At 63.6% G+C, this 21,608-nt stretch carries 26 protein-coding genes; 14 read left to right on the plus strand and 12 right to left on the minus strand.

Going from position 1 to position 21,608, the window contains the following annotated elements:
• The first annotated feature begins 240 nt into the window (after nt 1-240).
• On the plus strand, nt 241-546 hold the full coding sequence (locus EN807_RS14870; protein WP_246684102.1) for a periplasmic heavy metal sensor: 306 nt from the start codon (nt 241-243) through the stop codon (nt 544-546).
• 61 nt (nt 547-607) lie between these two features.
• On the opposite strand, the gene EN807_RS14875 is transcribed toward EN807_RS14870, so the two are convergent.
• Both EN807_RS14875 and EN807_RS14880 read right to left on the minus strand, forming a co-directional pair.
• On the minus strand, nt 608-1,144 hold the full coding sequence (locus tag EN807_RS14875) for an Hsp20/alpha crystallin family protein (protein WP_135935454.1): 537 nt from the start codon (nt 1,142-1,144) through the stop codon (nt 608-610).
• Nucleotides 1,145-1,198: 54 nt separating this feature from the next.
• Complete coding sequence (locus EN807_RS14880) at nt 1,199-1,663, minus strand: Hsp20 family protein (protein ID WP_135935455.1); 465 nt, start codon at nt 1,661-1,663, stop codon at nt 1,199-1,201.
• A 237-nt stretch (nt 1,664-1,900) separates the two neighbouring features.
• On the opposite strand from EN807_RS14880, the gene EN807_RS14885 reads away from it, so the two are divergent.
• Both EN807_RS14885 and EN807_RS14890 read left to right on the plus strand, forming a co-directional pair.
• Complete coding sequence (locus EN807_RS14885; RefSeq protein ID WP_065009118.1) at nt 1,901-2,113, plus strand: hypothetical protein; 213 nt, start codon at nt 1,901-1,903, stop codon at nt 2,111-2,113.
• A gap of 155 nt (nt 2,114-2,268) precedes the next feature.
• Nucleotides 2,269-2,526 (plus strand): DUF982 domain-containing protein, encoded by a 258-nt coding sequence (locus EN807_RS14890; RefSeq protein ID WP_095482768.1) that lies wholly within the window; start codon nt 2,269-2,271, stop codon nt 2,524-2,526.
• A gap of 95 nt (nt 2,527-2,621) precedes the next feature.
• Here the strand turns inward: EN807_RS14890 and EN807_RS14895 are convergent, their stop codons facing one another.
• Nucleotides 2,622-2,909 (minus strand): usg protein, encoded by a 288-nt coding sequence (locus EN807_RS14895; protein WP_135935456.1) that lies wholly within the window; start codon nt 2,907-2,909, stop codon nt 2,622-2,624.
• 39 nt (nt 2,910-2,948) lie between these two features.
• On the opposite strand from EN807_RS14895, the gene EN807_RS14900 reads away from it, so the two are divergent.
• The 5 genes from EN807_RS14900 (at nt 2,949) to EN807_RS14920 (ending at nt 6,249) form a co-directional block, all read left to right on the plus strand.
• The gene (locus tag EN807_RS14900) at nt 2,949-3,140 is read left to right on the plus strand and encodes a hypothetical protein (protein WP_135935457.1); all 192 of its coding nucleotides are present in this window, start codon (nt 2,949-2,951) and stop codon (nt 3,138-3,140) included.
• 131 nt (nt 3,141-3,271) lie between these two features.
• A complete protein-coding gene (locus EN807_RS14905; protein ID WP_135935458.1) occupies nt 3,272-3,586 on the plus strand; it encodes a co-chaperone GroES in 315 nt (104 codons plus the stop codon).
• Between the two features lie 56 nt (nt 3,587-3,642).
• The gene (groL, locus tag EN807_RS14910; RefSeq protein ID WP_135935459.1) at nt 3,643-5,274 is read left to right on the plus strand and encodes a chaperonin GroEL; all 1,632 of its coding nucleotides are present in this window, start codon (nt 3,643-3,645) and stop codon (nt 5,272-5,274) included.
• Nucleotides 5,275-5,356: 82 nt separating this feature from the next.
• Nucleotides 5,357-5,572, plus strand: coding sequence for a hypothetical protein (locus tag EN807_RS14915; protein WP_127314686.1), 216 nt, complete (start codon nt 5,357-5,359; stop codon nt 5,570-5,572).
• 359 nt (nt 5,573-5,931) lie between these two features.
• Nucleotides 5,932-6,249, plus strand: coding sequence for a DUF982 domain-containing protein (locus tag EN807_RS14920; RefSeq protein WP_135935460.1), 318 nt, complete (start codon nt 5,932-5,934; stop codon nt 6,247-6,249).
• A gap of 131 nt (nt 6,250-6,380) precedes the next feature.
• Here EN807_RS14920 and EN807_RS14925 read toward each other — a convergent pair whose 3' ends face one another.
• The 8 genes from EN807_RS14925 to EN807_RS14960 all read right to left on the minus strand — a co-directional run bounded on the left by EN807_RS14925 (nt 6,381) and on the right by EN807_RS14960 (nt 14,369).
• Nucleotides 6,381-7,397: an ABC transporter permease gene (locus tag EN807_RS14925; RefSeq protein ID WP_135935461.1), complete on the minus strand. Its 1,017-nt coding sequence runs from the start codon at nt 7,395-7,397 to the stop codon at nt 6,381-6,383.
• Nucleotides 7,394-8,962 carry a sugar ABC transporter ATP-binding protein gene (locus tag EN807_RS14930; RefSeq protein WP_135935462.1) on the minus strand — a complete coding sequence of 523 codons (1,569 nt, stop codon included), beginning with the start codon at nt 8,960-8,962 and terminating at the stop codon, nt 7,394-7,396. The genes EN807_RS14925 and EN807_RS14930 overlap by 4 nt, the downstream gene beginning before the upstream one ends.
• A gap of 228 nt (nt 8,963-9,190) precedes the next feature.
• Entirely contained in the window at nt 9,191-10,141 is a 951-nt protein-coding gene (locus EN807_RS14935; protein WP_127316150.1) for a substrate-binding domain-containing protein, read from the minus strand.
• Between the two features lie 251 nt (nt 10,142-10,392).
• Nucleotides 10,393-11,952 (minus strand): winged helix-turn-helix domain-containing protein, encoded by a 1,560-nt coding sequence (locus EN807_RS14940; RefSeq protein ID WP_189522419.1) that lies wholly within the window; start codon nt 11,950-11,952, stop codon nt 10,393-10,395.
• 64 nt (nt 11,953-12,016) lie between these two features.
• Nucleotides 12,017-12,247 (minus strand): hypothetical protein, encoded by a 231-nt coding sequence (locus EN807_RS14945; protein ID WP_135935464.1) that lies wholly within the window; start codon nt 12,245-12,247, stop codon nt 12,017-12,019.
• Entirely contained in the window at nt 12,231-12,959 is a 729-nt protein-coding gene (locus EN807_RS14950) for a gamma-glutamylcyclotransferase (protein ID WP_135935465.1), read from the minus strand. Before EN807_RS14950 ends, EN807_RS14945 begins: the two co-directional genes overlap by 17 nt.
• Nucleotides 12,960-13,233: 274 nt before the next feature.
• Nucleotides 13,234-14,115: a DMT family transporter gene (locus tag EN807_RS14955; protein WP_135935466.1), complete on the minus strand. Its 882-nt coding sequence runs from the start codon at nt 14,113-14,115 to the stop codon at nt 13,234-13,236.
• Between the two features lie 47 nt (nt 14,116-14,162).
• Nucleotides 14,163-14,369 carry a hypothetical protein gene (locus EN807_RS14960; RefSeq protein ID WP_128340647.1) on the minus strand — a complete coding sequence of 69 codons (207 nt, stop codon included), beginning with the start codon at nt 14,367-14,369 and terminating at the stop codon, nt 14,163-14,165.
• On the opposite strand from EN807_RS14960, the gene EN807_RS14965 reads away from it, so the two are divergent.
• From EN807_RS14965 to EN807_RS36550, 4 genes are read left to right on the plus strand one after another with little or no spacing between them, the layout of a single operon-like run.
• The gene (locus EN807_RS14965; RefSeq protein WP_135935467.1) at nt 14,359-14,574 is read left to right on the plus strand and encodes a hypothetical protein; all 216 of its coding nucleotides are present in this window, start codon (nt 14,359-14,361) and stop codon (nt 14,572-14,574) included. The two genes, EN807_RS14960 and EN807_RS14965, sit on opposite strands and share 11 nt — an antisense overlap.
• A gap of 29 nt (nt 14,575-14,603) precedes the next feature.
• Entirely contained in the window at nt 14,604-16,019 is a 1,416-nt protein-coding gene (locus tag EN807_RS14970; protein ID WP_281405206.1) for a LuxR C-terminal-related transcriptional regulator, read from the plus strand.
• A 17-nt stretch (nt 16,020-16,036) separates the two neighbouring features.
• Nucleotides 16,037-16,891, plus strand: coding sequence for a LuxR C-terminal-related transcriptional regulator (locus EN807_RS36545; RefSeq protein ID WP_246684104.1), 855 nt, complete (start codon nt 16,037-16,039; stop codon nt 16,889-16,891).
• Nucleotides 16,848-17,531, plus strand: a complete 684-nt coding sequence (locus EN807_RS36550) for a tetratricopeptide repeat protein (RefSeq protein WP_246684105.1) — start codon at nt 16,848-16,850, stop codon at nt 17,529-17,531. The genes EN807_RS36545 and EN807_RS36550 overlap by 44 nt, the downstream gene beginning before the upstream one ends.
• A 7-nt stretch (nt 17,532-17,538) precedes the next feature.
• Here EN807_RS36550 and EN807_RS14980 read toward each other — a convergent pair whose 3' ends face one another.
• Entirely contained in the window at nt 17,539-18,546 is a 1,008-nt protein-coding gene (locus tag EN807_RS14980; RefSeq protein WP_135935469.1) for an aldo/keto reductase, read from the minus strand.
• Nucleotides 18,547-18,786: 240 nt separating this feature from the next.
• Between EN807_RS14980 and EN807_RS14985 the strand changes: the two genes are divergently transcribed.
• Together EN807_RS14985 and ligD are read left to right on the plus strand one after the other, a co-directional pair.
• Nucleotides 18,787-19,011 (plus strand): hypothetical protein, encoded by a 225-nt coding sequence (locus EN807_RS14985; RefSeq protein WP_029351283.1) that lies wholly within the window; start codon nt 18,787-18,789, stop codon nt 19,009-19,011.
• Nucleotides 19,012-19,120: 109 nt separating this feature from the next.
• Nucleotides 19,121-21,598: a DNA ligase D gene (gene ligD, locus EN807_RS14990; protein ID WP_135935470.1), complete on the plus strand. Its 2,478-nt coding sequence runs from the start codon at nt 19,121-19,123 to the stop codon at nt 21,596-21,598.
• Nucleotides 21,599-21,608 lie beyond the last annotated feature (10 nt).

Here is a 21,608-nt window from a genome sequence, read left to right on the forward strand (position 1 = left end):
GCCGTGGGCAGACAGCAACGCACCGTCTTTTTCGTCGCGGTCTTTGCGTGTGTCCTTGGCTTTGTGCTGTTGGTCCTAATCCTGCAAATAGTGAGTTTGCTTGACTAGATAAGACACCGAAACCGGCTGCCGGTGAATTTTTCGCCGGCGCGCGTAGGGGCTTCCTGGGTTTCGGTCGTTTCCGTGGCCGCTCGGCCCGCAGTTTCACCGGCCCGTACAGCAACACGGTTTTCGCCCGAGGTGAGGAAGGAGTTCCGCAGCATCCGCCGCGCAAATTGTCCGCGCACCTTGGCCGCACTGCGCGAGCTGCGCATTGCGCGGGCCACTCTGGCGGCGGCGCAGCAGGCTTCGCCCTTCGGCGAAGCGGCGGTGAAGGACGCGATGGCGGCGGTGCGCACCGCCACGACGAACGTTCAAGCGAAGGTGCAGGACTATCTCTTGACCGCGCTGAAGAGGCCAAGCCCGCTGCCGGAAGTTGATGCTGGCGGGGCTTGTCCTCCCAAGGTATCAGCCCATCGGCGGACGGCTGGATTGCAAACGCGGTAGTCGGTGGCGTATCCACCGACTGAGCGCAGCCGGGCGCGTGCGCGTCCGGCTGCCGATGTCGTCAGTGCTTGCTTCCGCCAGCACTGACTTTGCTGCCACTGATGGCGATGCGCTTGGCCTTCGTCTGAGCGCGCTGGGTCTTGGGCAGCGTCACGCTGAGCACGCCGTTGTGGAAGGCGGCGTTCACCTTGTCCTCTTCTACCTCGTAGCCGAGCGGGATGCGGCGCTCAAAGCGGCCGTAGAACCGCTCGGAGAAGTGCCTGTCCTTGTCCTCGGTCTCCGAGCGCTTCTCGCCGCGCAGCGTCAGCACGCCGTCCTCGAGCAGCACCTCGACGTCCTTCTCGTCCATGCCGGGGATTTCGGCGGTCACGCGGATCTCCTTCTCGCCGTCTGAGATTTCAACACTCGGCCAGCTGGCGCGTGCCGACGAAAATCCGCTGAGCGACGGCATGCGCGTTTCGAAACCGCGGAACGCGTCGTCGATCATGCGGTTCATCTCACGATGCAACGCCATGAACGGGTCCCGGTCATCGTCACGATAGAAGCTGGGAACCGGACTGTTCTCCCGGCCCCACGGAATGAGATCACGAATAGCCATTGACGTTCTCCTTTCTCGACTGGTTGTGCCAAAGGCGCCAGAGCTCGCCCTCGCTCAGGCGGCCTGCTTCGGCTTCTCGACCTGCCCGCCCTTCGGCGCGCCGTCTTGCTTGGGAATTGCAATGCGACGCGGCTTCATCTCCTCGGGCACTTCGCGCACAAGGTCGATCGTCAGCAGGCCGTTGTTGAGCGAGGCGCCGGTGACCGTCATGTGATCGGCAAGCTCAAAGCGCCGTGTGAACGGCCGCACCGGAAGGCCGCGATGCAGATATTCCACCGTGCCCTGTTCCTTGCGCTCGCCCGAGACGATCAGAAGGTTGGGCTCGTGGCTGATGTCGAGATCGTCTTCGGAAAAGCCGGCGACGGCGATCGTCACGCGATAGGTGTTCTCGTCGCTTCGCTCGATGTCGTAAGGCGGCCAGGTTTCCGCTGCCTGAGGCGCGTTTTCCAGCAGGTTGAAGATGCGGTCGAAACCGATGCTCGACCGATAGAGCGGGGAAAAATCGAATGCGGTTCTCATAGCTACATCCTCCACTGAGCAACATAGTACGAGGGACGCCAAAGAGCTTGGCGCTCCCTGGGTTCTGCCGGCCCCATTCGGCAACCGGCAATGTCGATTTGGTTATTGCCAGCCCGAAATCAAGACCCAGATTCTGTCCCGCTGCCAGATTTTTTGTTGCCAGATTGTAGCTGGAAATGCCGTTTCAACCGTCATTTGAGGGTCGCGCCGGCCCGCCGCATGGAGGATATCATGACCATGACACGCGACGAGATTATTTCGGTGCTGGGCCCGGTGGACGACGCCGTTATAGCCGACATTGCCTCGACCGGCGCGACGATCGAGGAGTTGCGGGAGGCCTTTGCATGGGTCGGCGCCGATGAGGCGCTGGTGAACGAGGGCCGCCCCCTGCCGTCGGCTAGGGTGGCGACGCTGATCGGGCTTCTCGAGCCGCCGGACGACGACATATAGCCGGCCGCTGCGTCTGGGCGGGAGACAGGGTTTGGGCAGGAGGTCTTGAAGCGCGCAGGCAGACGAACCATCTCGTTTGCCGGCGCCGATCAGGCCGCCCTCCTGCTTAATCGAGGGTGTTACTTGCTCTAAAAAACAGAAACAAGGAGGAAGTGATGAAGGACGTCCCATTTTCCGAGCCGATCACGCTCAAGCTCCAATCCGTCGGAGAGCGCAAGGTCGCCAGCAGCTGGGAAGCCATCGAATGCATGCAGCAGTGGCCGGACCGGGCGCGCGGCCGGAGCTGGCGCGCAGCCTATCGAGCCTGCCGCGACGCGCTCGACGGTTGGCGCACCGCCCGCGAGGCCCGCACGGCCTTCGTCAAGGCGGCTCGCACGGCCGGACTGCTTGTCACGGGACGTAAATCGACCTGAGCATCAATCCACCTGAACGCCAATCCACCTGAACGCCGGGGGCGGACGCTGTGCTGCTGAGGCGGCGCTTTCATGAAAGGCCGCCTCTTCCTGTGTCACTGGAGCGGAATGACGCCATCCACCGCCCGCCATTCGGAGGGCTGGATCAGACGGTGATGAGCAACGCGCACGGAATGCAGCGGGCCTTCGATCTCACGTTCCCAATATTCGAGGAAATGCTTCAGCGTCGGGAAATCCGGGGCGATGTCGTATTCCTGCCAGATGAAGAGCTGCAGCAGGTCCCGGTAGTCGGGAAGACGATAATGAATCTCCGCCGTTGTCAGGCCAAAGCCCTGCATCTGGAGCCGGAACGCGTTGCTGACCTGGAACTCATTGCTGACCATGCCGTCTCCTTTTCGAACGCCCAGGCGTCCATCCTCCGCATGGAAAAACGCCTCCGCTTCCTCATCGGTTCCGGCCGCCGGCAGGCGGTGCCGAGATCGACGGCGATGTCGGAAGGTTGCGCCGCGATTTCAAGCCGCATCCGACGTGTCAACTTCTGGAATAGCGCCATTATTACAGTGCGTTGGCACTCGACCACGGCGAGTGCTAAAATTTTTTCGACGGCCTCTTGAAAGCTTCGATCGGCAGACTAACTCGATATGCGCGCTGCCTGAACAGGCGTCGCGCACCATTGCATCGGCCGTTGTACGGTCGGCTGCGAAGGGAGGTCCAAGAAATCTGTTTGTCCTATGAGGAGAACGACATGGCGTTCCGTCCATTGCATGACCGTATCCTGGTCCGCCGCATCGAGGTCGACGAGAAGACCGCGGGCGGCATCATCATTCCCGACACTGCCAAGGAGAAGCCGCAGGAAGGCGAGGTCATCGCCGCCGGTCCCGGCGCGCGCGACGATAGCGGGCAGATGCAGCCGCTCGACGTCAAGGTCGGCGACCATATCCTGTTCGGCAAATGGTCGGGCACTGAGATCAAGCTCAATGGCGAGGACCTGCTCATCATGAAAGAAAGCGACGTGCTGGGCGTGATGGAATTGACAGACCAGATTCAGAAGGCCGCCTGAGCGGCCTGGACGAGCAATCAGTCACCGAAAAGCTGCCTGTTTGAAGGAGTTATCCAATGGCTGCCAAGGATGTGAAATTCCATACCGAAGCCCGCGAGAAGATGCTGCGCGGCGTCGATATCCTCGCCAATGCGGTGAAGGTGACGCTCGGTCCCAAGGGCCGAAACGTTATCCTCGACAAGTCATTCGGCTCCCCGCGCATCACCAAGGACGGCGTTACCGTCGCCAAGGAAATCGAGCTTGAGGACAAGTTCGAGAATATGGGCGCGCAGATGGTGCGCGAGGTCGCCTCGAAGACCAGCGACACCGCCGGCGATGGCACCACGACCGCGACGATTCTTGCTCAGGCCATCGTCAGGGAAGGGGCCAAGGCCGTCGCTGCCGGCATGAACCCGATGGACCTGAAGCGCGGCATCGACAAGGCGGTCGACGCCGTCGTCGCCGACCTGAAATCCAATGCCCGCAAGGTGACCAGGAACGACGAAATCGCCCAGGTCGGCGCCATCTCGGCCAATGGCGATGCCGAGATCGGCCGCTTCCTCGCCGAGGCGATGGAAAAGGTCGGCAATGAGGGTGTCATCACCGTCGAGGAGGCCAAGACCGCCGAGACCGAGTTGGAAGTGGTCGAAGGCATGCAGTTCGACCGTGGCTACCTCTCGCCTTATTTCATCACCAATCAGGACAAGATGCGCGTCGAGCTCGAAGAACCCTATGTGCTGATCCACGAGAAGAAGCTGTCCAATCTGCAGGCCATGCTTCCCGTACTCGAAGCCGCCGTGCAATCCGGCAAGCCGCTGCTGATCATCGCCGAGGACGTCGAAGGCGAGGCGCTGGCGACGCTCGTCGTCAACAAGCTGCGCGGCGGCCTGAAGGTTGCAGCCGTCAAGGCGCCGGGCTTTGGTGATCGCCGCAAGGCCATGCTGGAAGACATTGCCATCCTGAGCGGCGGCACGGCAATCTCGGAAGACCTCGGCATCAAGCTTGAGAACGTCACATTGGAGATGCTTGGCCGCGCCAAGAAGGTGCTGATCGAGAAGGAGAATACCACCATCGTCGACGGTGCCGGCCGCAAGGATGAAATCCAGGCGCGCATCAGCCAGATCAAGGCCCAGATCGAGGAAACCACCTCCGACTACGACCGCGAGAAGCTGCAGGAGCGGCTGGCCAAGCTCGCCGGCGGTGTCGCAGTCATCCGCGTCGGCGGCTCGACCGAGATCGAGGTCAAGGAGCGCAAGGATCGCGTCGACGACGCCATGCACGCCACACGCGCGGCGGTCGAGGAGGGTATCCTGCCCGGCGGCGGCGTGGCGCTGCTCAGGGCGGCGAAGGCGCTCGATAACGTCGCCGTTGACAATCCCGACCAGAAGACCGGCGTCGATATCGTGCGTCGCGCCATCGAAGCGCCGGTGCGCCAGATCGCCGAGAACTCCGGTGCGGAGGGTTCGATCATCCTCGGCAAGCTGCGCGAGACGACCGACTTCGGCTATGGCTGGAACGCACAGACCAACGAGTTCGGCGACCTCTACGGACAGGGCGTCATCGATCCGGCCAAGGTCGTGCGCACCGCGCTGCAGGGTGCCGCCTCTGTTGCCGGCCTGCTGGTGACCACCGAGGCGATGGTGGCCGAGAAGCCGAAGAAGGAAACGGCAGCCCCGGCGATGCCCGGCGGCGGCGGCATGGACTTCTGACGCCAGCTTCTGAGGACAAACGGCCGTGCCCGCCGACGCGAAGTCGGGCACGGCCTTGCCCGGATCATAAGCAGGTGTTGCCATGGACATGATGAACAGCTTCGGAAAGATCGCGGCGCCGACCCTTTCCAAGACCGATTTCAACTATGAAACGGAGTGCAAAACGGCGCTGGCGCCGCTTGTCGACGGATTGCTGGACGCAGTCGAGTCGGCCGGCTGGGATCGCCGCAAGGCGGCCTACACGCTGATGTTCCTATCGGCTCAGCGATTGGGAGCCGGCAAGGAGGAGCGCAAATGATTGCGGCGCGGATGCGTGAATGCTTGCGCCTGCTGAGGTGGTCGGAAACCGATTTCGCCGAAGAGGCGGGCTATCCGGTCGCAACGGCAAGGAACTGGCTCTGCGGGTGCGAGCATCCGCCTCTCGGCGTGGTGGCCTGGCTGGAGGCGCTCGCCAAGGCGCATCAGGCGCTGCCGCGGCCGAGCATTCTGGCCACTCCGACCTGCCGACGCGCCGACGCTGCGATGTCAGCTGCGCCCGAAATTCGCACGGTTCCGACAATTGAACCCGGCCCGATACTAGGAACCGGCCCGGTTGTTGAACCCGGCCCGGTTTTTGGACATGGAATGGAGACAGTTGAACCCAGAAAGGAGAGTGTCATGGATCGTTCTTCTTTTGAAAAGCCGGTCACCATCCTTACCGGCCTCGGCACACCGACGAAGATAGAAAGCGCGTCTGAAGCCTATGCGCTGCTGGCCGACTGGCCGCGGGCGAGCCGGACGGCAGCGCACGACATCGCGGCCAAGGCCTGCCGGGCCGCGATGGACGGAGAGATCGATGCCGAAACGGCGCGGGCGACCTTCGTTGCATTTGCCCGACGCAACGATCTTCTCGCGCCGCGGACAAGCTCTACAGTTGCGGGTGGGCGCGTCGCGGATTGGGCGACGCGTTCGCAGCCTGTGAACGCACCCGCCTGAGCGGGTGCCTTTCAGCCAACGTTGGAGACTGCGAGGTGAACATCCATCTCCCCCCTCGAGGGGGAGATGTCCGGCAGGACAGAGGGGGGCGCTGTCCCGCCGAGCCCTAGATAGGTACTATCTCTCAACCCTCACCGTCTCACCCGCGATTTCAGCCAGCGGTCGAAGGCCACGGCGAGGATCAGGATCAGGCCGATGACGATGCTTTGCGTGTAGGACGAGACGTTGTTGAACTGCAGTCCGTTCTGCAGCACGCCGATCAGTGCTGCACCCACCACCGTGCCGCCGACGCTGCCGACGCCGCCGAACAGCGAGGTGCCGCCGATTACAACGGCCGAGATCACCGTCAGTTCGTAGCCGATGCCGGCGACGGCTTCCGAGGAATTGAGCCTCGCCGACAGCACGAAGGCGGCGAGGCCGGCGAAGAAGCCGACGATGACATAGACCGAGATCAAAATGCGGTCGACGCGCAGGCCCGACAGCCGCGCCGCCTCGGCATTGCCGCCGACCGCGTAGACGGCGCGGCCGTAGCGCGTGTAGCGCAGGACGATGTGGCAAAGGATCGCCGCCGCCGCGAAGATGATCGCCGGCACCGGGACCGGGCCGATCAGGCCGGTGCCGAACCAGCGCATCGAGGCATCGAAGCCGGAGATCGGCCCGCCATTGGAGATCGTTAGCGTCAGGCCGCGAAAGACGGTGAGGCCGCCGAGCGTGACGACGAAAGGCGGCACTTTCAGCCTGGTGATGGCAAAGCCCTGGACACCGCCGGCAAGCGCGCCGACGACGACGGCGGCCAGAAGGGCTGCGAACCAGCCATAGCCTTGCGTGCCGGACGTCGACAGCGACAGCGTGTTGGCGGCGCCGCCCTTGGCCACAACCGCCGCGACCATGCCGCAGAAAGCCAGCAGCGAACCGACCGACAGGTCGATGCCGGCAGTGAGGATGACGAAGGTCATGCCGAGCGCGATCAGCCCGGTAATCGAGATCTGCCGCATGATGTTGAAGATATTGATGGGGTCGATGAAGCTCGGCTTCAGGACGGTGAAGACGACGATCAGCAGCGCCAGGAACATCAGCGGGCCGAAGCTCATCAGCAGCCGCGCGACATTGATGCCGCCGCGCTGGCTCTGTTCGGTCGTGCTGGTCATTGCGTCGCTTCCTGCATTTGGTCGAGCGCCATCAGTTCCATCAGTTTTTCCTCTGTCGCCTCGATGCCGGGCATCTCGCCGGTGATGCGGCCGCGCCGCATGGTGACGATCCTGTCCGACACCGCAAGCACTTCGGGTAATTCCGAAGAAATCATCATGATGGCGATGCCGCGCGCGGCGAGCTGCACCAGGATCTGGTGCACCTCGGCCTTGGCGCCGACATCGACACCGCGCGTTGGCTCGTCCACGATCAACACCTTGGGGTCGCGCGCCAGCCAGCGGGCGAGGATGACCTTCTGCTGGTTGCCGCCGGACAGTCCCTCTATGGGCTGCTCGGGTGAGGCCATGCGGATCGACAGCGCCTTTCTGTAGCTTGCCAGCGCCTCGCGTTCGCGCCTCTCGGTCATGAAGCCGGCGGCGTTGGAGTAGCGGCCGAGCGCGGCGATGGAAAAATTGGTCAGGATGCCGAGGGTGGCGAAGATCGCCTGATGCTTGCGGTCTTCCGGCACCAGGCCAATGCCGAGCGCGATGGCGTCGGCGGGTGTTTCAGGTGCGATCGGCTTGCCGTCGAGCGTGATGGTGCCGGCGGCAATGCGGTCGGCGCCGAAGATGGCACGGGCGAGCTCAGTGCGGCCGGAGCCGACGAGGCCGGCGACGCCGAGAATCTCGCCCGCCTTGAGATCGAGGTCGACGCCTTCGAGCACGATGGCGTGCGGCGCCTGCGGATCGCGCACCGTGCGCAGGCCGCGCACGGAAAGCCTGATGTCGCCGGCGATATCGCGCAGCGTCGGCCTGGCATAAAGCTCGGATGCAGCGCGGCCGACCATCTTCTCGATGATTTTCGGCAGCTTGATCGGCCCGCCGTCGCGGTCGAGATGGCCGGCCAGCCTGCCGTCGCGCAGCACTGTCATGCGGTCGCAGATGGCAGAGGCCTCTTCCAGCCGGTGGGTGACGAACATGATGGCGACGCCGTCTTTGCGCAGCCGGCCCATGATCGACATCAGCTTCTGCACTTCGGTTTCGGTCAGCGCCGAGGTTGGCTCGTCCATGATGATGAGGCGGCTCTTCAGCGACAGCGCACGGGCGATCTCGACCAGCTGCTGCTCGGCCACCGACAGTGCCGACACCGGTGTCGCCGGATCGATATTCAGGCCGACGCGGGCGATGATCGCGCGGGAGTCCTCCTCCATCTTCCGCCAGCTGACCAGGCCGAGCGGCCCGAGCGGCGCGCGGCCGATGAAGATGTTCTCCGCCACGGTGAGCGTCGGGATCAGGCTCAGTTCCTGGTAAATGGTGACGATGCCGAGGCGCTTGGCATCCTGCGGATTGTGCGGATTGAATTCGACGCCGTCGAAGACGATGCGGCCGCTGGAAGGCGGCATCACGCCGGACAGGATCTTGAGCAGCGTCGACTTGCCGGCGCCGTTCTCGCCGAGCAGGCCGAGAATTTCGCCGGGCCGAACCTCCAGCGAGACATCGCTGAGCGCAGTCACACCGGCAAAGCGCTTGGTCACGCCCTCGACGGCGAGGAGCGGGGGCGATGATGCGACTTCAGCTAGCGACAAGTGTTGCCCCCTACATACACATGGGACGTCTGCGCTGCCCCTCACCCTTACCCTCTCCCCGTGAAGAACGGGGGAGCGGGGGGCGCCGGCGCTGGAGCGCTTCCCTTCTCCCCGTTACTATACGGGGAGAAGGTGCCGGCAGGCGGATGAGGGGCGGCGCCAAGGTCGGCCATTGATCTTTGCCGTAGGGATACTGCCGCGCCGGCATAGCAATCACAACCTAACCGACTACTTTGTCTCGCCCAGCCTTTCCGCCTTGTCGAGATTGTCCTTGCCGATGACGATCGGCGTCAGCAGGACGAGCTTTTCCTTCGGCTCGGTCTTGTCCTTGGCATAGGCGACGGCGATCTGCACCGCGGTGCGCGACTGCTCGCCGGGGAACTGTTCGACGGTGCCGGCCAGCTTGCCGTCCCGCACGGCGACCAGCGCTTCGGGAAGCGCATCGAAGCCGTAGATCTTGACGTCGGTGAAGTTACGCGCCGCGCAGGCTTCGACCGCGCCGAGTGCCATGTCGTCATTGGCGCAGATGATCGCGTCGGGCTTGCCGTTGGCGGCAAGGCCGGCCTCGGTGACGGACAGCGCCTCGGCGCGGGCGAAGTTGGCGGTCTGCTCGAAGACGATCTGGTACTTGTCCTTCAGCGGATCGAGAACATTGTGCACGCCCTTGTTGCGGTCGATCGCGGGCCCAGCACCTGGCTGGCCCTGCAAATGGAAGATCTTGGCGCCGTTCGGGAACGCCGCCACCATGGCCTGCGCTTCGGCCTCGCCGCCCTTGACATTGTCGGCGCCGACATGGGCGAGGATGCCTTCGACGCCGTCGACGCGGCGGTCGATGGTGACGACGGGAATGCCGGCCTGGACCGCCTGCTCGATGGCCGGCGCCAGCGCGTTGACGTCGAGCGGCGAGATGACGATGGCGTCGACCTTCTGCACAAGCGCCGCTTCGATATCGGCGGTCTGCTTAGGCGCCGAGTTCTGGCCGTCGCTCTCGGTCAGGTTGACGCCTTGCGCCTGCGCCTCCGCCTTGATCTGGTTCAGCATGTGAACGAAGAACGGAAAGCCGAGGCTCGGCACCGAGCCCAGGATGGTCAGCTTGTCCTGGGCGAAAGCCAGTCGCGGTGCGGCCAGAGCCAATGTGCCCGTCGCCACAGACGACAGCAGGAATTCACGTCTGTTGATCAATTTAGTCTCCTCCATATGAGCGCATGGCTCCGAAAGCCGAAATGGGTCTCCGGCAGGTTCATGCGTCGGTCTAGAAATGGAGTGTCCTTTGAGCGCCCAAGGGGACGCAACGGCGCTCCAGCCGGTCCGCCGCGACGTTCTCCTCCGCTCGGCGCCGGCAGGCGGATGCTAGCCAAGGCCGGAGGTTTGCGCAAGAACGGTAGGGTCCGACTCATGGCCGCGTCATGCGCCCAACACTCCGATGCTGCTCATGGTGTTGTCGGCAATAGCGCGTCCGGCAATTGCGCTTCATCCCATCCGGCCAACTCGAGACCGGACCGTATCCGCTCCCGATCTTCCGAGCCCATCATGTGAAGGTCGGCCATGATTCCCTGCACGGTCAGGCCGGGGTTTAGGCGACGGCCCTCCCTGGTGCAGGCCCTTGCCTTGTCGATATTGCCGCCAAGCGCGTGACAAGCCGCCAGCCGCGACCATTGCCAGGCACTCTTTCGCGGGAGGCAGGAAAAAGACGCCACCGCTTCCGGATAGCGACCAAGGACAAGCAGGGCCTCACCCCGGTCGTAATAATACCAGGCGGGATGCATCGGATTGAGTTGGATTGCCTGGTCCAGCAGCACCAGGCCGGCCTCGCCATGGCCGCGTATCACCTCGAAAAAGCCCGTCTGCGCCAACGTGTCGGCATCATAGGGGTTCAGATCCAATGCGCGCGCGAAATGGCGTGCGGCGGCGTCGAATTCGGCCAGGTAGAGAAGGATCAACGCCAGGATGCGGTGGCAACGTGCCTCGTCCGGGCTGAGTGCAGTGGCGTGCAAGGCCCGGTCTCGCGCCTGATCGAGCAGGGCGCGGGGCGCGCCGCCATAGCCGCCTATGATCGTGTCCGCCAAGGCGAGATAAGCGTGAGCGAGCCCCGAATCCGGATCGAGTTCGAGCGCCTTCAGCAAATGTTCGCGGGCCTGCTGGTTGACGCCCTCGCCATAGCTGCGCAGAAGCGCGATGCCGCGCAGGATATGGACATAGGCCTCGATGTTGGCTGCGGGCGCGGGGGACGTGCGCCGTATCGCCGCGCTCTCGATGTTGGCGACCAGCGCGGTCGCGATCCGTTGCGCCACCATCCTTTGAAAGACGAAGATATCGCTGGTCCTGAACGAAAACGCCTGCGCCCAGATGCGCCGGCCGGACGCCGTCTCGGACAGCACGACGTGCGTGCTATAGCCGTCCTCAGCGCTCTCGACGCTGCCTTCCGCGACATAGTCGGCGCCGAGACGCTCGGCGGTCGCCCAGATGTCCTGGTCGGAATGTTCGGCAAGCGCGAAGGCCGAATGGCGCGCCAGCACCGCGATGGTCTTGAAGTAGGAAAGCGCGTTGATGATCTCCTCGACCACGCCGTCGAAGAGCTGCTTTGTCGCGGCGTCGTCAACGTTAACGCGAAACGGCAGGATGGCGACCATCGGCTCGGGCGCTCGTTCAATCTGAACCGCAGCGGTGGCCGGCGGCAGCGAAGCGGGCAGGCTGTCGTCGGCAGCCTGGAACATGTAGCCGCGCCGAGGCACGGTGCGAACCAGCGACTGCGTCTCGTCGCCAATGCATTTGCGCACATCGCGAATGCATTGCGTAAGCGAGTCCTCCGTCACGATTGTGCTGGGCCAGACAGCCTGTAACAGTTCGTCCTTGCTCAGCACACGGCCGGGATTGCGCACCAGGAAGGCCAGCAGGTCGAAGGTCTTTGGCCGCACCGGCACGATCTCGCCGTCACGCCGCAATGTGCCGCGGTCGAGATCGAGAACCGAGCTGCCGACCTGGTGTGCCAAGCTCCTGCACCACCGCTGCGCCTGATTGCGCAACGATCATCGGAGCCGCATAAGCCGGTAAAGGTCAAGCCCGAAAGATGCGGGAAAGGCGCTGCCACAGGCGCGGCCTCGTTTCTGCAGGAATCGTTTCGGCAGAAATCATGCCTTCCTCACTCGGCATCAGCCGGTCGAGATAGTGCAGCATCTGAGCCGTTTCGCCGCCACAGAATTCAACGTTGCCCGTCGACAGGATCCGGTGCACCGCCTCCCGTGCCAGGACCGACGGGAGGAATGGTCCTTCAACCTTCGCATGCATGATCGATCTCCAGGGTTGGTGCCGGCAAGGGCGTGCCGGATTGCAATGATCTGAGGTAGACGGCGACCTTGCCCTGCAGCCGCCATAGCGTCGCGTCGCGGATGTTGCGGGCTTCGAGCTGAACGACGGTGCGGCGCAGATAGTCGGCGCAGCTTCCGATGTGACCGGCGGCGAGCGACAGGATTTCCACCGTGGTCTGCTCGGGCAAATCTGCGGCATAGGCAGGGCCATTCCGGTCGGCGACGAAGGCGATGGCCCGCAAATTCCCAGCCGCGCCTCGAACCGAGACCCAGCGCGGAATGTTGGTCGGCGGATTGGCGCTCATCTCACGGCGCAACAGCCGGTCGATCGCCGCGTCGATATCGAGGTCGGGGAGGCGGTAGACGATACCGCGGCAGCTGCCGCCGCGGTCGAGCGCAAGCATCAGCCCGGGCCGCTCGCGCGTGCCGCGCCAGCGGGTCAGCCACAGCGAAAATCGCCGGTGCCAGCCATGGACGGTCGCCGGTCGCTCCTCGACGAATTCGAAGCATGGGTTCCACAGCAGGGAGCCATAGGCAAACACCCAGACGTTACGCGGGCGTCCCGCGAGCAGTTGCTTGCGAATCTCGGCGTAGTCGCGATCCTTCAGATTGCGCAGTCCGGGGCCCGGGCCGGCGTCTTCGATCTTGCGATCGATCCTGGCGAGGAGGTCTTCTGTCAGGGTGAGTGTCATGGCCGCTCATCGGGTTTGTCTCCCGAGAGCATCGCCGCGACATGGCCTCCGCGTCCTGAACGCATGCTGATATTGTGCTGAAATCTAATGGGAGCCGCGCCCGAAGGGCGACGGCACAATCGGTCAGATGCGGTGTTCAGGGTTCTCCATTTGCAGCATTCTGCGTCGGCAGCAGTTGAACCCGTCTCTTCATCCGGTGGGTCCGCGCGTCACTTCGCCGGCGCGGTTGATCACGCTGACGCGCATGGCGCAGAGGTTGCGCCCCGATAATCTCTCAGTCTGCCACCGCCGGCTTGCTGATTTTGTCGGTCGTCAGCGACAGCAAGGTGATCGATCCAAACACGACCGCAGCGCCGACTGCTCCGGTTGGCGACAGCCGCTCGCCCAGGAATATGGCGGCGCCAACCGCTCCGAACACGCTCTCTGCGCTGACGATCACTGCGGCATGGCTGGCGGACGTGAAGCGTTGAGCGAGCGTTTGGATGCCGAAGGCGGCCCCGGTGGAGAAGATGCCGAGCACGGCGAGTTCCGGGCCTGCATCGCTGATGGCGGCCAGCGATAGATTGCCCTGAAGGAAGCCGAGCGGCAGAGTGATCACGGCGGCACCAAGAAATTGAGCAGCAGCGGTCGCGACCGGCGCGCCGTGGGTCTGCATATGACGGCCAAGCTCCACCATCCAAAGCGCGCAGCACGCGGCCGACAGTATCGCGGCGAGATCGCCCTGGCTGAAGCTGGCGGTCAAGCCTCCGGACAACAGCAGGACACCGGCCAATGTCATGGCGGCAGCAAGTCCGCCGATAGCAGTCGGGCGCTCGCCAACCAGGAACCAGGCCGCGAGCGGTGTCATCACCGTTGCCGTGCTCACCAGGAAGCTCGCATTGGTGACCGAGGTATCGAGGTAGGAAACCTGCTGGATGATAATAGAAATCGAAAACAGAATGCTGACTTTGATGAGGCTCATCCAGTAGCCGGGCCCGAATTTCCCTCCCCATTCGAGCATCGTCAGCGGCACGGCCATGAGCCCCGCGATCAGGCAGCGCATCCCCACGGCGCTGAGCGGATCGAGATGATCCAGCACGGTTTTCTGCGCGACATTACCGAAGCCCCAAAAGGCAGCAGCAAGCAGGAGCAGACAGTTGGCCTGCAGCTTCGACATATCAATGTCTCGAAAAGCTTGCGCTGCAAAGGGCGGATCGCTGGTTTCTAGCGGAGGGCCAGCTTGTCCAACCGCTTGCAATAAAGGCGGGTGCCGACGGGCACGATCTCATAGCCGGCGTCGTTCAACTGGAGCTTCATCTCCTCGAAGTGCCGCTTTGAGCCGCTGACGATCGATTCAGGCGTGTAGTCCCAGCCGTGGCGGGCGGCATTGGCCAGGATGTCGGCATAAAGGCGCATGCTCGTGATTTTCACATCCGATTCCAGCACCTGCCTGCATCCTCTTGCGAACGACGGCGACTGGGCGGCGGAAAAACTCAGGATCGTGCATGCCAGCATGATCGATACAGGACGCATGGAAACCTCCCCTGATTGCAGCTTGTTGCTGCAAGCGATCTTGCAATTTGTGCGCCTGCGGCGGGATCGGGCAGATGCAGTATTTGACCTCCTGCATTTGTAGTATTCTGTCCTGGGACGGGTTCCACCATGATGCTCAACGACGCTTCGAAAGCGCAGACGCTCGATGCCTTGTCGGGTCGCGAGCGCGCGGTTGCGGAAAAATTCGCGGCCGGCATGACCTATCGCGAAATCGGCAATGCACTTTTCATTGCCCCGACCACTGTTCGCACCCACCTTGCGGCCATCTACGAAAAACTTGGCGTGCGCACCAAGATCGGGCTTGCGGCCCATTTTGCCGGCGCTTCCGGCGCTAGGCCGGGCGGGCTGTCACTCCATCAAAGCGGAAAACCGCGGCTGGCGGTGATGCCGGTTAAGGGTCAGTTCGGCAAAACAAAGACCGACGCGGATGCATTGACGCACGCGTTGACCGCAGAGCTCGGCCGCTTCTCCCAGATCGGAATCGTCGCAGCGGCCACAATGTTCGCGCTCGCGAAGCGGCATCTCACTGTCAAGGAAATCGGCAGGACCACGGGAGCCAACTATGTCCTGGAAGTCGCGGTCCATCGCAAGGACAAGGCCACGCACGCCTTCGCGCATCTCGTGGACGCCCAGGAGGAAGTCGAGGTCTGGAGCGCAAGATACGATCTCGCCCAGACGTCATCGCATGACGAATTGACAGGCGTGATCAGCGGAAACCTGTTCCAGGTGTTGATGAAGCATGCGGCAGGCCCGCCCGCCATCGAGGAAGCAGTTCAGCGCCACAAGCTCTATCTGAAGGCATTTTACCACGTCGAACGGCCGACGGCGAAAGGCATGGTTGTAGCGCGGCGTCTCTGTGAAAGGCTCCTCGCCGCCGAGCCAGACCATGTCTTGATAAGAGAGACCCTTGCCTGGGTCGATTTCCACTCCTGCTTCAACGGATGGTCCAGTGAACCCATCCAGGCCTTTCGCCGGGCTGGTGATGAGGCGCGGGCCGGACTTCGTTGCGATGACCGGGAAGCATGTCTGCACAGTGCTCTCGGATTGGCCGAGACTTATCTCGGAAACTTGCAGACAGGCCTTGGCTGCCTGCGGCGGGCCATCGCACTCAATCCGAACGATGCAGAGTGCCATACCTGGCTGGGAATCGGGCTGACTTACGCAGGAGATCTCGAAGGTGCACAGGCGGCTTTCGCGCGGGCCAACGTTCTCAGTCCAGATTATCATCCGATCTTTCTGTTCAGGGGCGATGCCGAATACGCCGCGGGGAACTATGACGCCGCGACTGCCTCGTTTGATCGATTTCTGATGGTCCTGCCTGAATACCACTGGGCACGGATCCTGCGGGCTGCATCATACGTCGGGATAGGCGATCTCAAGTCTGCGCGGAAAGACGTGTCGCTCGTCTCGCACGAGTCGCCCACGCTGACCGGCAAGCATGTCGATCAATTGCAGCAGGCGCGCGGTCCGGAGTTCAGGAATAAACTGTTGTCACGCCTCAGCGCCGCAGGACTGCCGTGGCAGTGACTCATCGAGGACGACATTTGGCGCATAAGGTCCGGTTCCGGGTCAACTTGCCTCATGGCGGGCTCCAACCCGAAATCACCGCGACCGATGAAGGCTCGGCTCGTACGCTCGATGCCTTGTCGGGTCGCGAGCGCGCGGTCGCGGAAAAATTCGCGGCCGGCATGACCTATCGCGAAATCGGCAATGCACTTTTCATTGCCCCGACCACTGTTCGCACCCACCTTGCGGCCATCTACGAAAAACTTGGCGTGCGCACCAAGATCGGACTCGCGGCGTATTTTGGTGGCGGCGCTTCCAGGGCAGCGCCGGCTCCTTCCTTGTCCGGCGCCCCGCCGGTGCTCGCCATATTTCCGATCGAATGCCTCAATTCCGACGAGCGCTGGCGCCGCTTTGCGGACGGCCTGTCGTCAGACATCACCATCGACCTGGCACGTTATGCGGGCCTGCCTGTCATCGCCTTCCACACGATGAAATCGCTGGGCAGCAAGCCGGCCGATTTCGCGGCAGACGGCAAGGCGCTCGGCGTCACCTATTTCGTATCGGGCCAGTTGCGTGCGGACGACCAGAGGATTCGGTTGACGATCGAGCTTGCAGATGCCGGTAGCGGCGTCAGCCTGTGGAGGGAGCGCTACGATCGCCCGGCCGAGGACATTTTCGCGCTGCAGGACAGCCTGACCGAAAGCATCATCAACGTGTTTGCCGGCAGTTACGGAACGCTGGCCACGGTTGGCCGCAATGCGGTTCGCCGCAAGCCGCCGGCCAGCTTGCGGGCCTATGATTTTTACCTGCTTGGCGTCGAACAGCACACCACGTTCAGCCGCGCCGGCAATGTCGAGGCGATCCGCCTGTTTTCACGCGACGCTGGAGCTTGACCCCACTTTCGCCAACTGCTGGGCCGAGCTCGCCTATGCCTATTCGGTCGAGGCCTGCAACGGCTTTGGCGACGACGTGCTGACGTCGATCGAGAACTGGCGGATGGCGGCCGAAAACGCCTTGCGCCTCGACCCGACGGACAGCTGCGCCCACGCATGCCTTGGCAATGTCAGGGCATGCCTTGGCGATCTCGAAGGAGCGGAGCGCGCGCACCGGCGCGCTTTCGAATACGGCTCCAACCACGCCGGCATACTGACGCTGCTGGCCGGCAGCAAGGCGCTTGTCGTCGGAAATCCGGCCGAGGCAATCCCGCTCATCGAGCGTGCCATGCGCCTCAATCCATTGGCCCCGCCCTGGTATTTCGGCATGCAAGGCCGCATCCTGTTCGTCGCCGGCAGACACGAGCAAGCCATTGCGGCGCTCCGCAGGAGTTCGCCGGAGTCGCCGGACGTGCTGATGTTCCTGGCACTCTCGTATATGGCCACGGGCGCGGCCGGCGAAGCGGCGCGCGCTACGGCCCGCTTGAGAGCCGAATTTCCGGGGTTTTCGGTCGAACGCTTCATCACAGGCTATCCTGTGACGAACCGGGACGCATTGCTTGCCATACGGCACGGCGCCGAACTGGCGAAGCTGCCGTAGACGCCGCCTACCGGTCAATCATCCCCATGATGCGTTCGTTGTAGCGCTCACCCGAGACCTTGCCCGGCGCCAGCGCGTCGTCGAGCGCCTGCATTGCGACGGCATCGAGCTTGAGGGAAGCAGCGGCGACATTCTCCTCGAGGTATTTTCTGCGTTTGGTGCCGGGGATCGGCACGATGTCCAGCCCGAAATCGCGGCCCTTGTGCAGCAGCCAGGCCAGCGCGATCTGGCCGGGCTTGACGTCCTTGGCCGCCGCGATGTCGCGGACAATCCCTGCCGCCTGCACATTGGCGTCGTAGTTGGCGCCCTGGTAGCGCGGATCGCCGCGGCGGAAGTCGCCTTCCGGATACTCTTCGGCGCGCTTGACGTCGCCGGTGAGGAAGCCGCGGCCAAGCGGCGCGAATGGCACCAGGCCGATGCCGAGTTCGCTGAGCAACGGGATGATCTCCGGTTCCAGATTGCGTTCCCACAGCGAATATTCGCTCTGCACCGCCGACACCGGATGCACGGCATGCGCCCGGCCGATGTTGGCGGCACCCGCCTCCGACAGGCCGAAGAAGCGCACCTTGCCTTCAGTGATTAGTTTGCTAACAGCACCCGCTACATCCTCGATCGGCACCGCCGGGTCGACGCGGTGCTGGTAGAGCAGGTCGATATGATCGGTGGCGAGCCGGCCGAGCGAGCCGTCCACCGCCTCACGGATATGCTCGGGCCGGCTGTTGCGGTCGGTGCCGATCTGCCTGCCATTTTCGATACGGAAGCCGAATTTGGTGGCGATCGTCACCTCGTCGCGCCGGCCCTTCAGGGCGCGACCGAGCAGTTCCTCATTGGTGTGCGGGCCATAGACTTCCGCCGTATCGAGGAAGGTGCAGCCGAGCTCGATGGCGCGGTGCAGTGTGGCGATCGATTCCGCCTCGTCGGCCGGGCCGTAGGACTGGCTCATGCCCATGCAGCCGAGGCCGATCACCGATACCTGCAGCCCCTGGCTGCCGAGCTTGCGTGTGCTCAAGGTCATGGATGAGATCTCCGGATAATGTCAGGGTTCGTGGGCGTCAGGACTATTGCGTCAGGACCATATAGAGCGCTCGCCTGGTTTCCACAGTCGCTCGGTCGAGGCTGATCGCACGATCGCGTGAGCTTTCCGCTAAGCGCCTTGCCCACTCCCTGGCCACTGCCCAAATTGACAGAACACCCGGTCTCGGCCATCCTTATGCTGACCGTCTTTTCCTGCGGCGGCGTGTGTATGAGCGAGTCCATGGCCAGTTCCGTCACCAGCCAGAATTCCAAGCGCGCTGCAGTGCGCAAGGCGCTCGACCGCCACAAGGTTTATATCACCGCACAAAGCTTCTCCGCCGGCGCCTACAAAGCGCGTGTCCTCGTCGATGGCGAGGCCTACTGGGTCGACGAATTCCGGCTGAGCCAGCTCCAGCAGGGTCTGTCGCCGGCCGAGCTCGAATTGACGCCGGCCACCGACGATTGAGCTGTGTGAGGCACGACATCGGCCTGCCGCAGGCTGACAGAATGATTCAAGCGATGCGGGTCAAGTCCTTGTTTTTGCGCAGCCGACGCATCCCGCCTGGCATGCGGACATGACCCCCAAACTCAAGGCCTATCGCGCCAAGCGCGAATTCAGCAAGACGCCGGAACCCGTCGGCGGGCTGGTTGCCGGAGAAGGCAACCGCTTCGTCGTGCACAAGCATCACGCCACTGCCGACCACTACGACCTTCGCCTGCAAGTCGGCGACGTGCTGAAGAGCTGGGCTGTGCCTCGCGGCCCGTCGCTCAATCCCGCCGACAAGCGGCTGGCGGTCGAGACCGAGGACCATCCGCTCGAATATATCGACTTCGAAGGCGTCATTCCGGAGGGCGAATATGGTGGCGGGCCGATGATCGTCTGGGACACCGGCGTCTGGGCACCGATGGACGATGTCGAAAAGAGCCTGCGCACCGGTTCCTTCAAGTTCCGTCTCGCCGGCGAGAAGCTGAATGGCGGCTGGATGCTGACCAGGCTAAAGGCCAAGCCCGGCGACGGCGAGAAGAAAAACTGGCTGCTGTTCAAGGAGCGCGATCTCGCCGCCGATCCAGCGCTCGACATCCTTGCCGAGCGGCCGGAAAGCGTCAAAACGGGACGGCGCATCGAAGAACTGGTCGAAGCGCCGAAGCCAGCCCCCAAACCTGCGAAACCCGTCGTGCTGAAACCCGGTGCGCTGCCGGGTGCGATCAAGGCGCCGCCGCCCACCCGCATCGAGCCGCAACTGGCGACGACCGTGGCAAAGCCGCCGGGCGGCGATGCCCCCGCGAGCCGCACCGGCGAAATCTGGCTGCACGAAATCAAGTTCGACGGCTATCGCACCATGGCGCATCTGGCCGAGGGCGAGGTGCGGCTGATCACACGCGCTGGCCTCGACTGGACCAGGCGCTATGGCGACCTGCCGCATGCCTTCGCCAGGCTGCCATGCCGTGAGGCTGTCATCGACGGCGAGATCGTCGTGCTCGACGCCAAGGGCATCAGCCGCTTCGCTCTGTTGCAGGACGCGCTGGCCGAGGGCGCCGGCAACAAGCTCCACTTCTACGCCTTCGATCTCTTGCATCTCGACGGCTGGGACCTGAGAAAAGCGCCGCTCGGCCGGCGCAAGGCGCTGCTGTCGCAATTGCTGTCCGGCTTGGGTGCCAACTCCGCCATCCAGTTCTCAGATCACGTCGAAGGCGATGGCCAGGCGCTCTACGACCAGGCTTCCGAGATAGGACTGGAAGGCGTCGTCTCCAAGCGCGCCACGGCAATCTACCAGAGCGGCCGCACCAAGACCTGGACCAAGATCAAGGCGCTGAAGAACGGCGACTTCGTCATCGCCGGCTACACAGTCTCCGATGCAGCCGAGGGACTGGCCGCACTCGGCCTCGGCGAATTCGAGGATGGCGAACTGCACTATCGCGGCAAGGTCGGCACCGGCTTCGACGCCGCCACCGCCGCCGACCTGCTGGCTCGGCTGGAGCCCTTGCGCGCCGGCGCGTCTGCACCCGAAGGGGTTCCGCGCGAGATCATGCGCGAGATGAACTGGGTGCGGCCGCTGCTTGCGGCCCATATCCACTATGCCAACCGGACCACCGATAATGCGCTGCGCCATGCGGTGTTCCGCGGACTGCGCGACGTCGGCCTATCGACGTCGGTGTCGGCCAAGCGCAAGCGGCTGATCGCCGAAGCCGACCTCGCCACAATCTGGGTGACCAATCCGACGCGACGGTTGTTCGGCAAGACCGGACCGACCAAGCTCGACATCGCCGTCTACTATGCGCTGGTCGGCGACTTCATGCTGCCGCACATCCTCGGCCGCCCGGTGTCGCTGGTGCGCTGCCCGACCGGCAGGCCGCAGGACTGCTTCTTCCAGCGCCATGCTTTTACCGGCATGCCGTCATCGGTGGCGACCTTCGAGGCGACCAATTCCGAGGGCGAGACCAAATCCTATCTGTCGGTCGAGGACGCCAAGGGCTATCTGGCGCTGGCGCAGTTCGGCGTCGTCGAGTTCCACACCTGGGGCACCCATCGCACGCGGCTCGACAAGCCCGACCTGATCGTCTTCGACCTCGACCCGGGCGAGGGGATTAGCTGGCGTGAGGTTGTCGAGGCGGCGGTGCATATCCGCGCCGGGCTGGAGGCTTTGGGGCTGGTGCCGTTCGCGAAAACCTCGGGCGGCAAGGGTATCCACATATCAGTGCCGGTGACGCAAAAACAGAACTGGAAGAAACTGCACCAGGCGACCAGCGCCATTTCCTCGGCGTTGGCCGCCACGGCGCCCGACACCTTCACCACCACCATGGGCAAGGACAACCGCAAGCGGCGCATCTTCATCGATTATCACCGCAATGCGCGCGGCCACACCTCGGCGGCACCTTACTCGCTGCGCGCCCGCACAAACCTGCCGGCCTCGACCCCGGTGAGCTGGTCCGATCTGGAATCCATCGACGCTCCGGAAGATTTGAATTATTCTTCGCTGCCGGGCCTTCTGGCCACCTCCGGCGACCCTTGGGCCGACATGGAAGATTTCGCTAGGGATTTGCCGGTATTGTAAGGGCGATGTA

Origin of the sequence: Mesorhizobium sp. M5C.F.Ca.ET.164.01.1.1 (assembly GCF_004792125.1) — a bacterium.
In the GTDB taxonomy this organism is placed as follows: Bacteria; Pseudomonadota; Alphaproteobacteria; order Rhizobiales; family Rhizobiaceae; genus Mesorhizobium; species Mesorhizobium wenxiniae.

Bases quoted from the DNA above. Each gene is read 5' to 3' on its own strand.
- EN807_RS14900 (WP_135935457.1), top strand. From the start codon at position 2,949: ATGGAAAAACGCCTCCGCTTCCTCATCGGTTCCGGCCGCCGGCAGGCG.
- ligD (WP_135935470.1), top strand. From the start codon at position 19,121: ATGACCCCCAAACTCAAGGCCTATCGCGCCAAGCGCGAATTCAGCAAG.
- EN807_RS14945 (WP_135935464.1), bottom strand. From the start codon at position 12,247: ATGCATGCGAAGGTTGAAGGACCATTCCTCCCGTCGGTCCTGGCACGG.
- EN807_RS14915 (WP_127314686.1), top strand. From the start codon at position 5,357: ATGGACATGATGAACAGCTTCGGAAAGATCGCGGCGCCGACCCTTTCC.
- EN807_RS14875 (WP_135935454.1), bottom strand. From the start codon at position 1,144: ATGGCTATTCGTGATCTCATTCCGTGGGGCCGGGAGAACAGTCCGGTT.
- EN807_RS36550 (WP_246684105.1), top strand. From the start codon at position 16,848: ATGTCGAGGCGATCCGCCTGTTTTCACGCGACGCTGGAGCTTGACCCC.
- EN807_RS14880 (WP_135935455.1), bottom strand. From the start codon at position 1,663: ATGAGAACCGCATTCGATTTTTCCCCGCTCTATCGGTCGAGCATCGGT.
- EN807_RS14925 (WP_135935461.1), bottom strand. From the start codon at position 7,397: ATGACCAGCACGACCGAACAGAGCCAGCGCGGCGGCATCAATGTCGCG.
- EN807_RS14920 (WP_135935460.1), top strand. From the start codon at position 5,932: ATGGATCGTTCTTCTTTTGAAAAGCCGGTCACCATCCTTACCGGCCTC.
- EN807_RS14980 (WP_135935469.1), bottom strand. From the start codon at position 18,546: ATGACCTTGAGCACACGCAAGCTCGGCAGCCAGGGGCTGCAGGTATCG.
- EN807_RS14950 (WP_135935465.1), bottom strand. From the start codon at position 12,959: ATGACACTCACCCTGACAGAAGACCTCCTCGCCAGGATCGATCGCAAG.
- EN807_RS14955 (WP_135935466.1), bottom strand. From the start codon at position 14,115: ATGTCGAAGCTGCAGGCCAACTGTCTGCTCCTGCTTGCTGCTGCCTTT.
- EN807_RS14890 (WP_095482768.1), top strand. From the start codon at position 2,269: ATGAAGGACGTCCCATTTTCCGAGCCGATCACGCTCAAGCTCCAATCC.
- groL (WP_135935459.1), top strand. From the start codon at position 3,643: ATGGCTGCCAAGGATGTGAAATTCCATACCGAAGCCCGCGAGAAGATG.
- EN807_RS14905 (WP_135935458.1), top strand. From the start codon at position 3,272: ATGGCGTTCCGTCCATTGCATGACCGTATCCTGGTCCGCCGCATCGAG.
- EN807_RS14895 (WP_135935456.1), bottom strand. From the start codon at position 2,909: ATGGTCAGCAATGAGTTCCAGGTCAGCAACGCGTTCCGGCTCCAGATG.
- EN807_RS14970 (WP_281405206.1), top strand. From the start codon at position 14,604: ATGCTCAACGACGCTTCGAAAGCGCAGACGCTCGATGCCTTGTCGGGT.
- EN807_RS14985 (WP_029351283.1), top strand. From the start codon at position 18,787: ATGGCCAGTTCCGTCACCAGCCAGAATTCCAAGCGCGCTGCAGTGCGC.
- EN807_RS14885 (WP_065009118.1), top strand. From the start codon at position 1,901: ATGACACGCGACGAGATTATTTCGGTGCTGGGCCCGGTGGACGACGCC.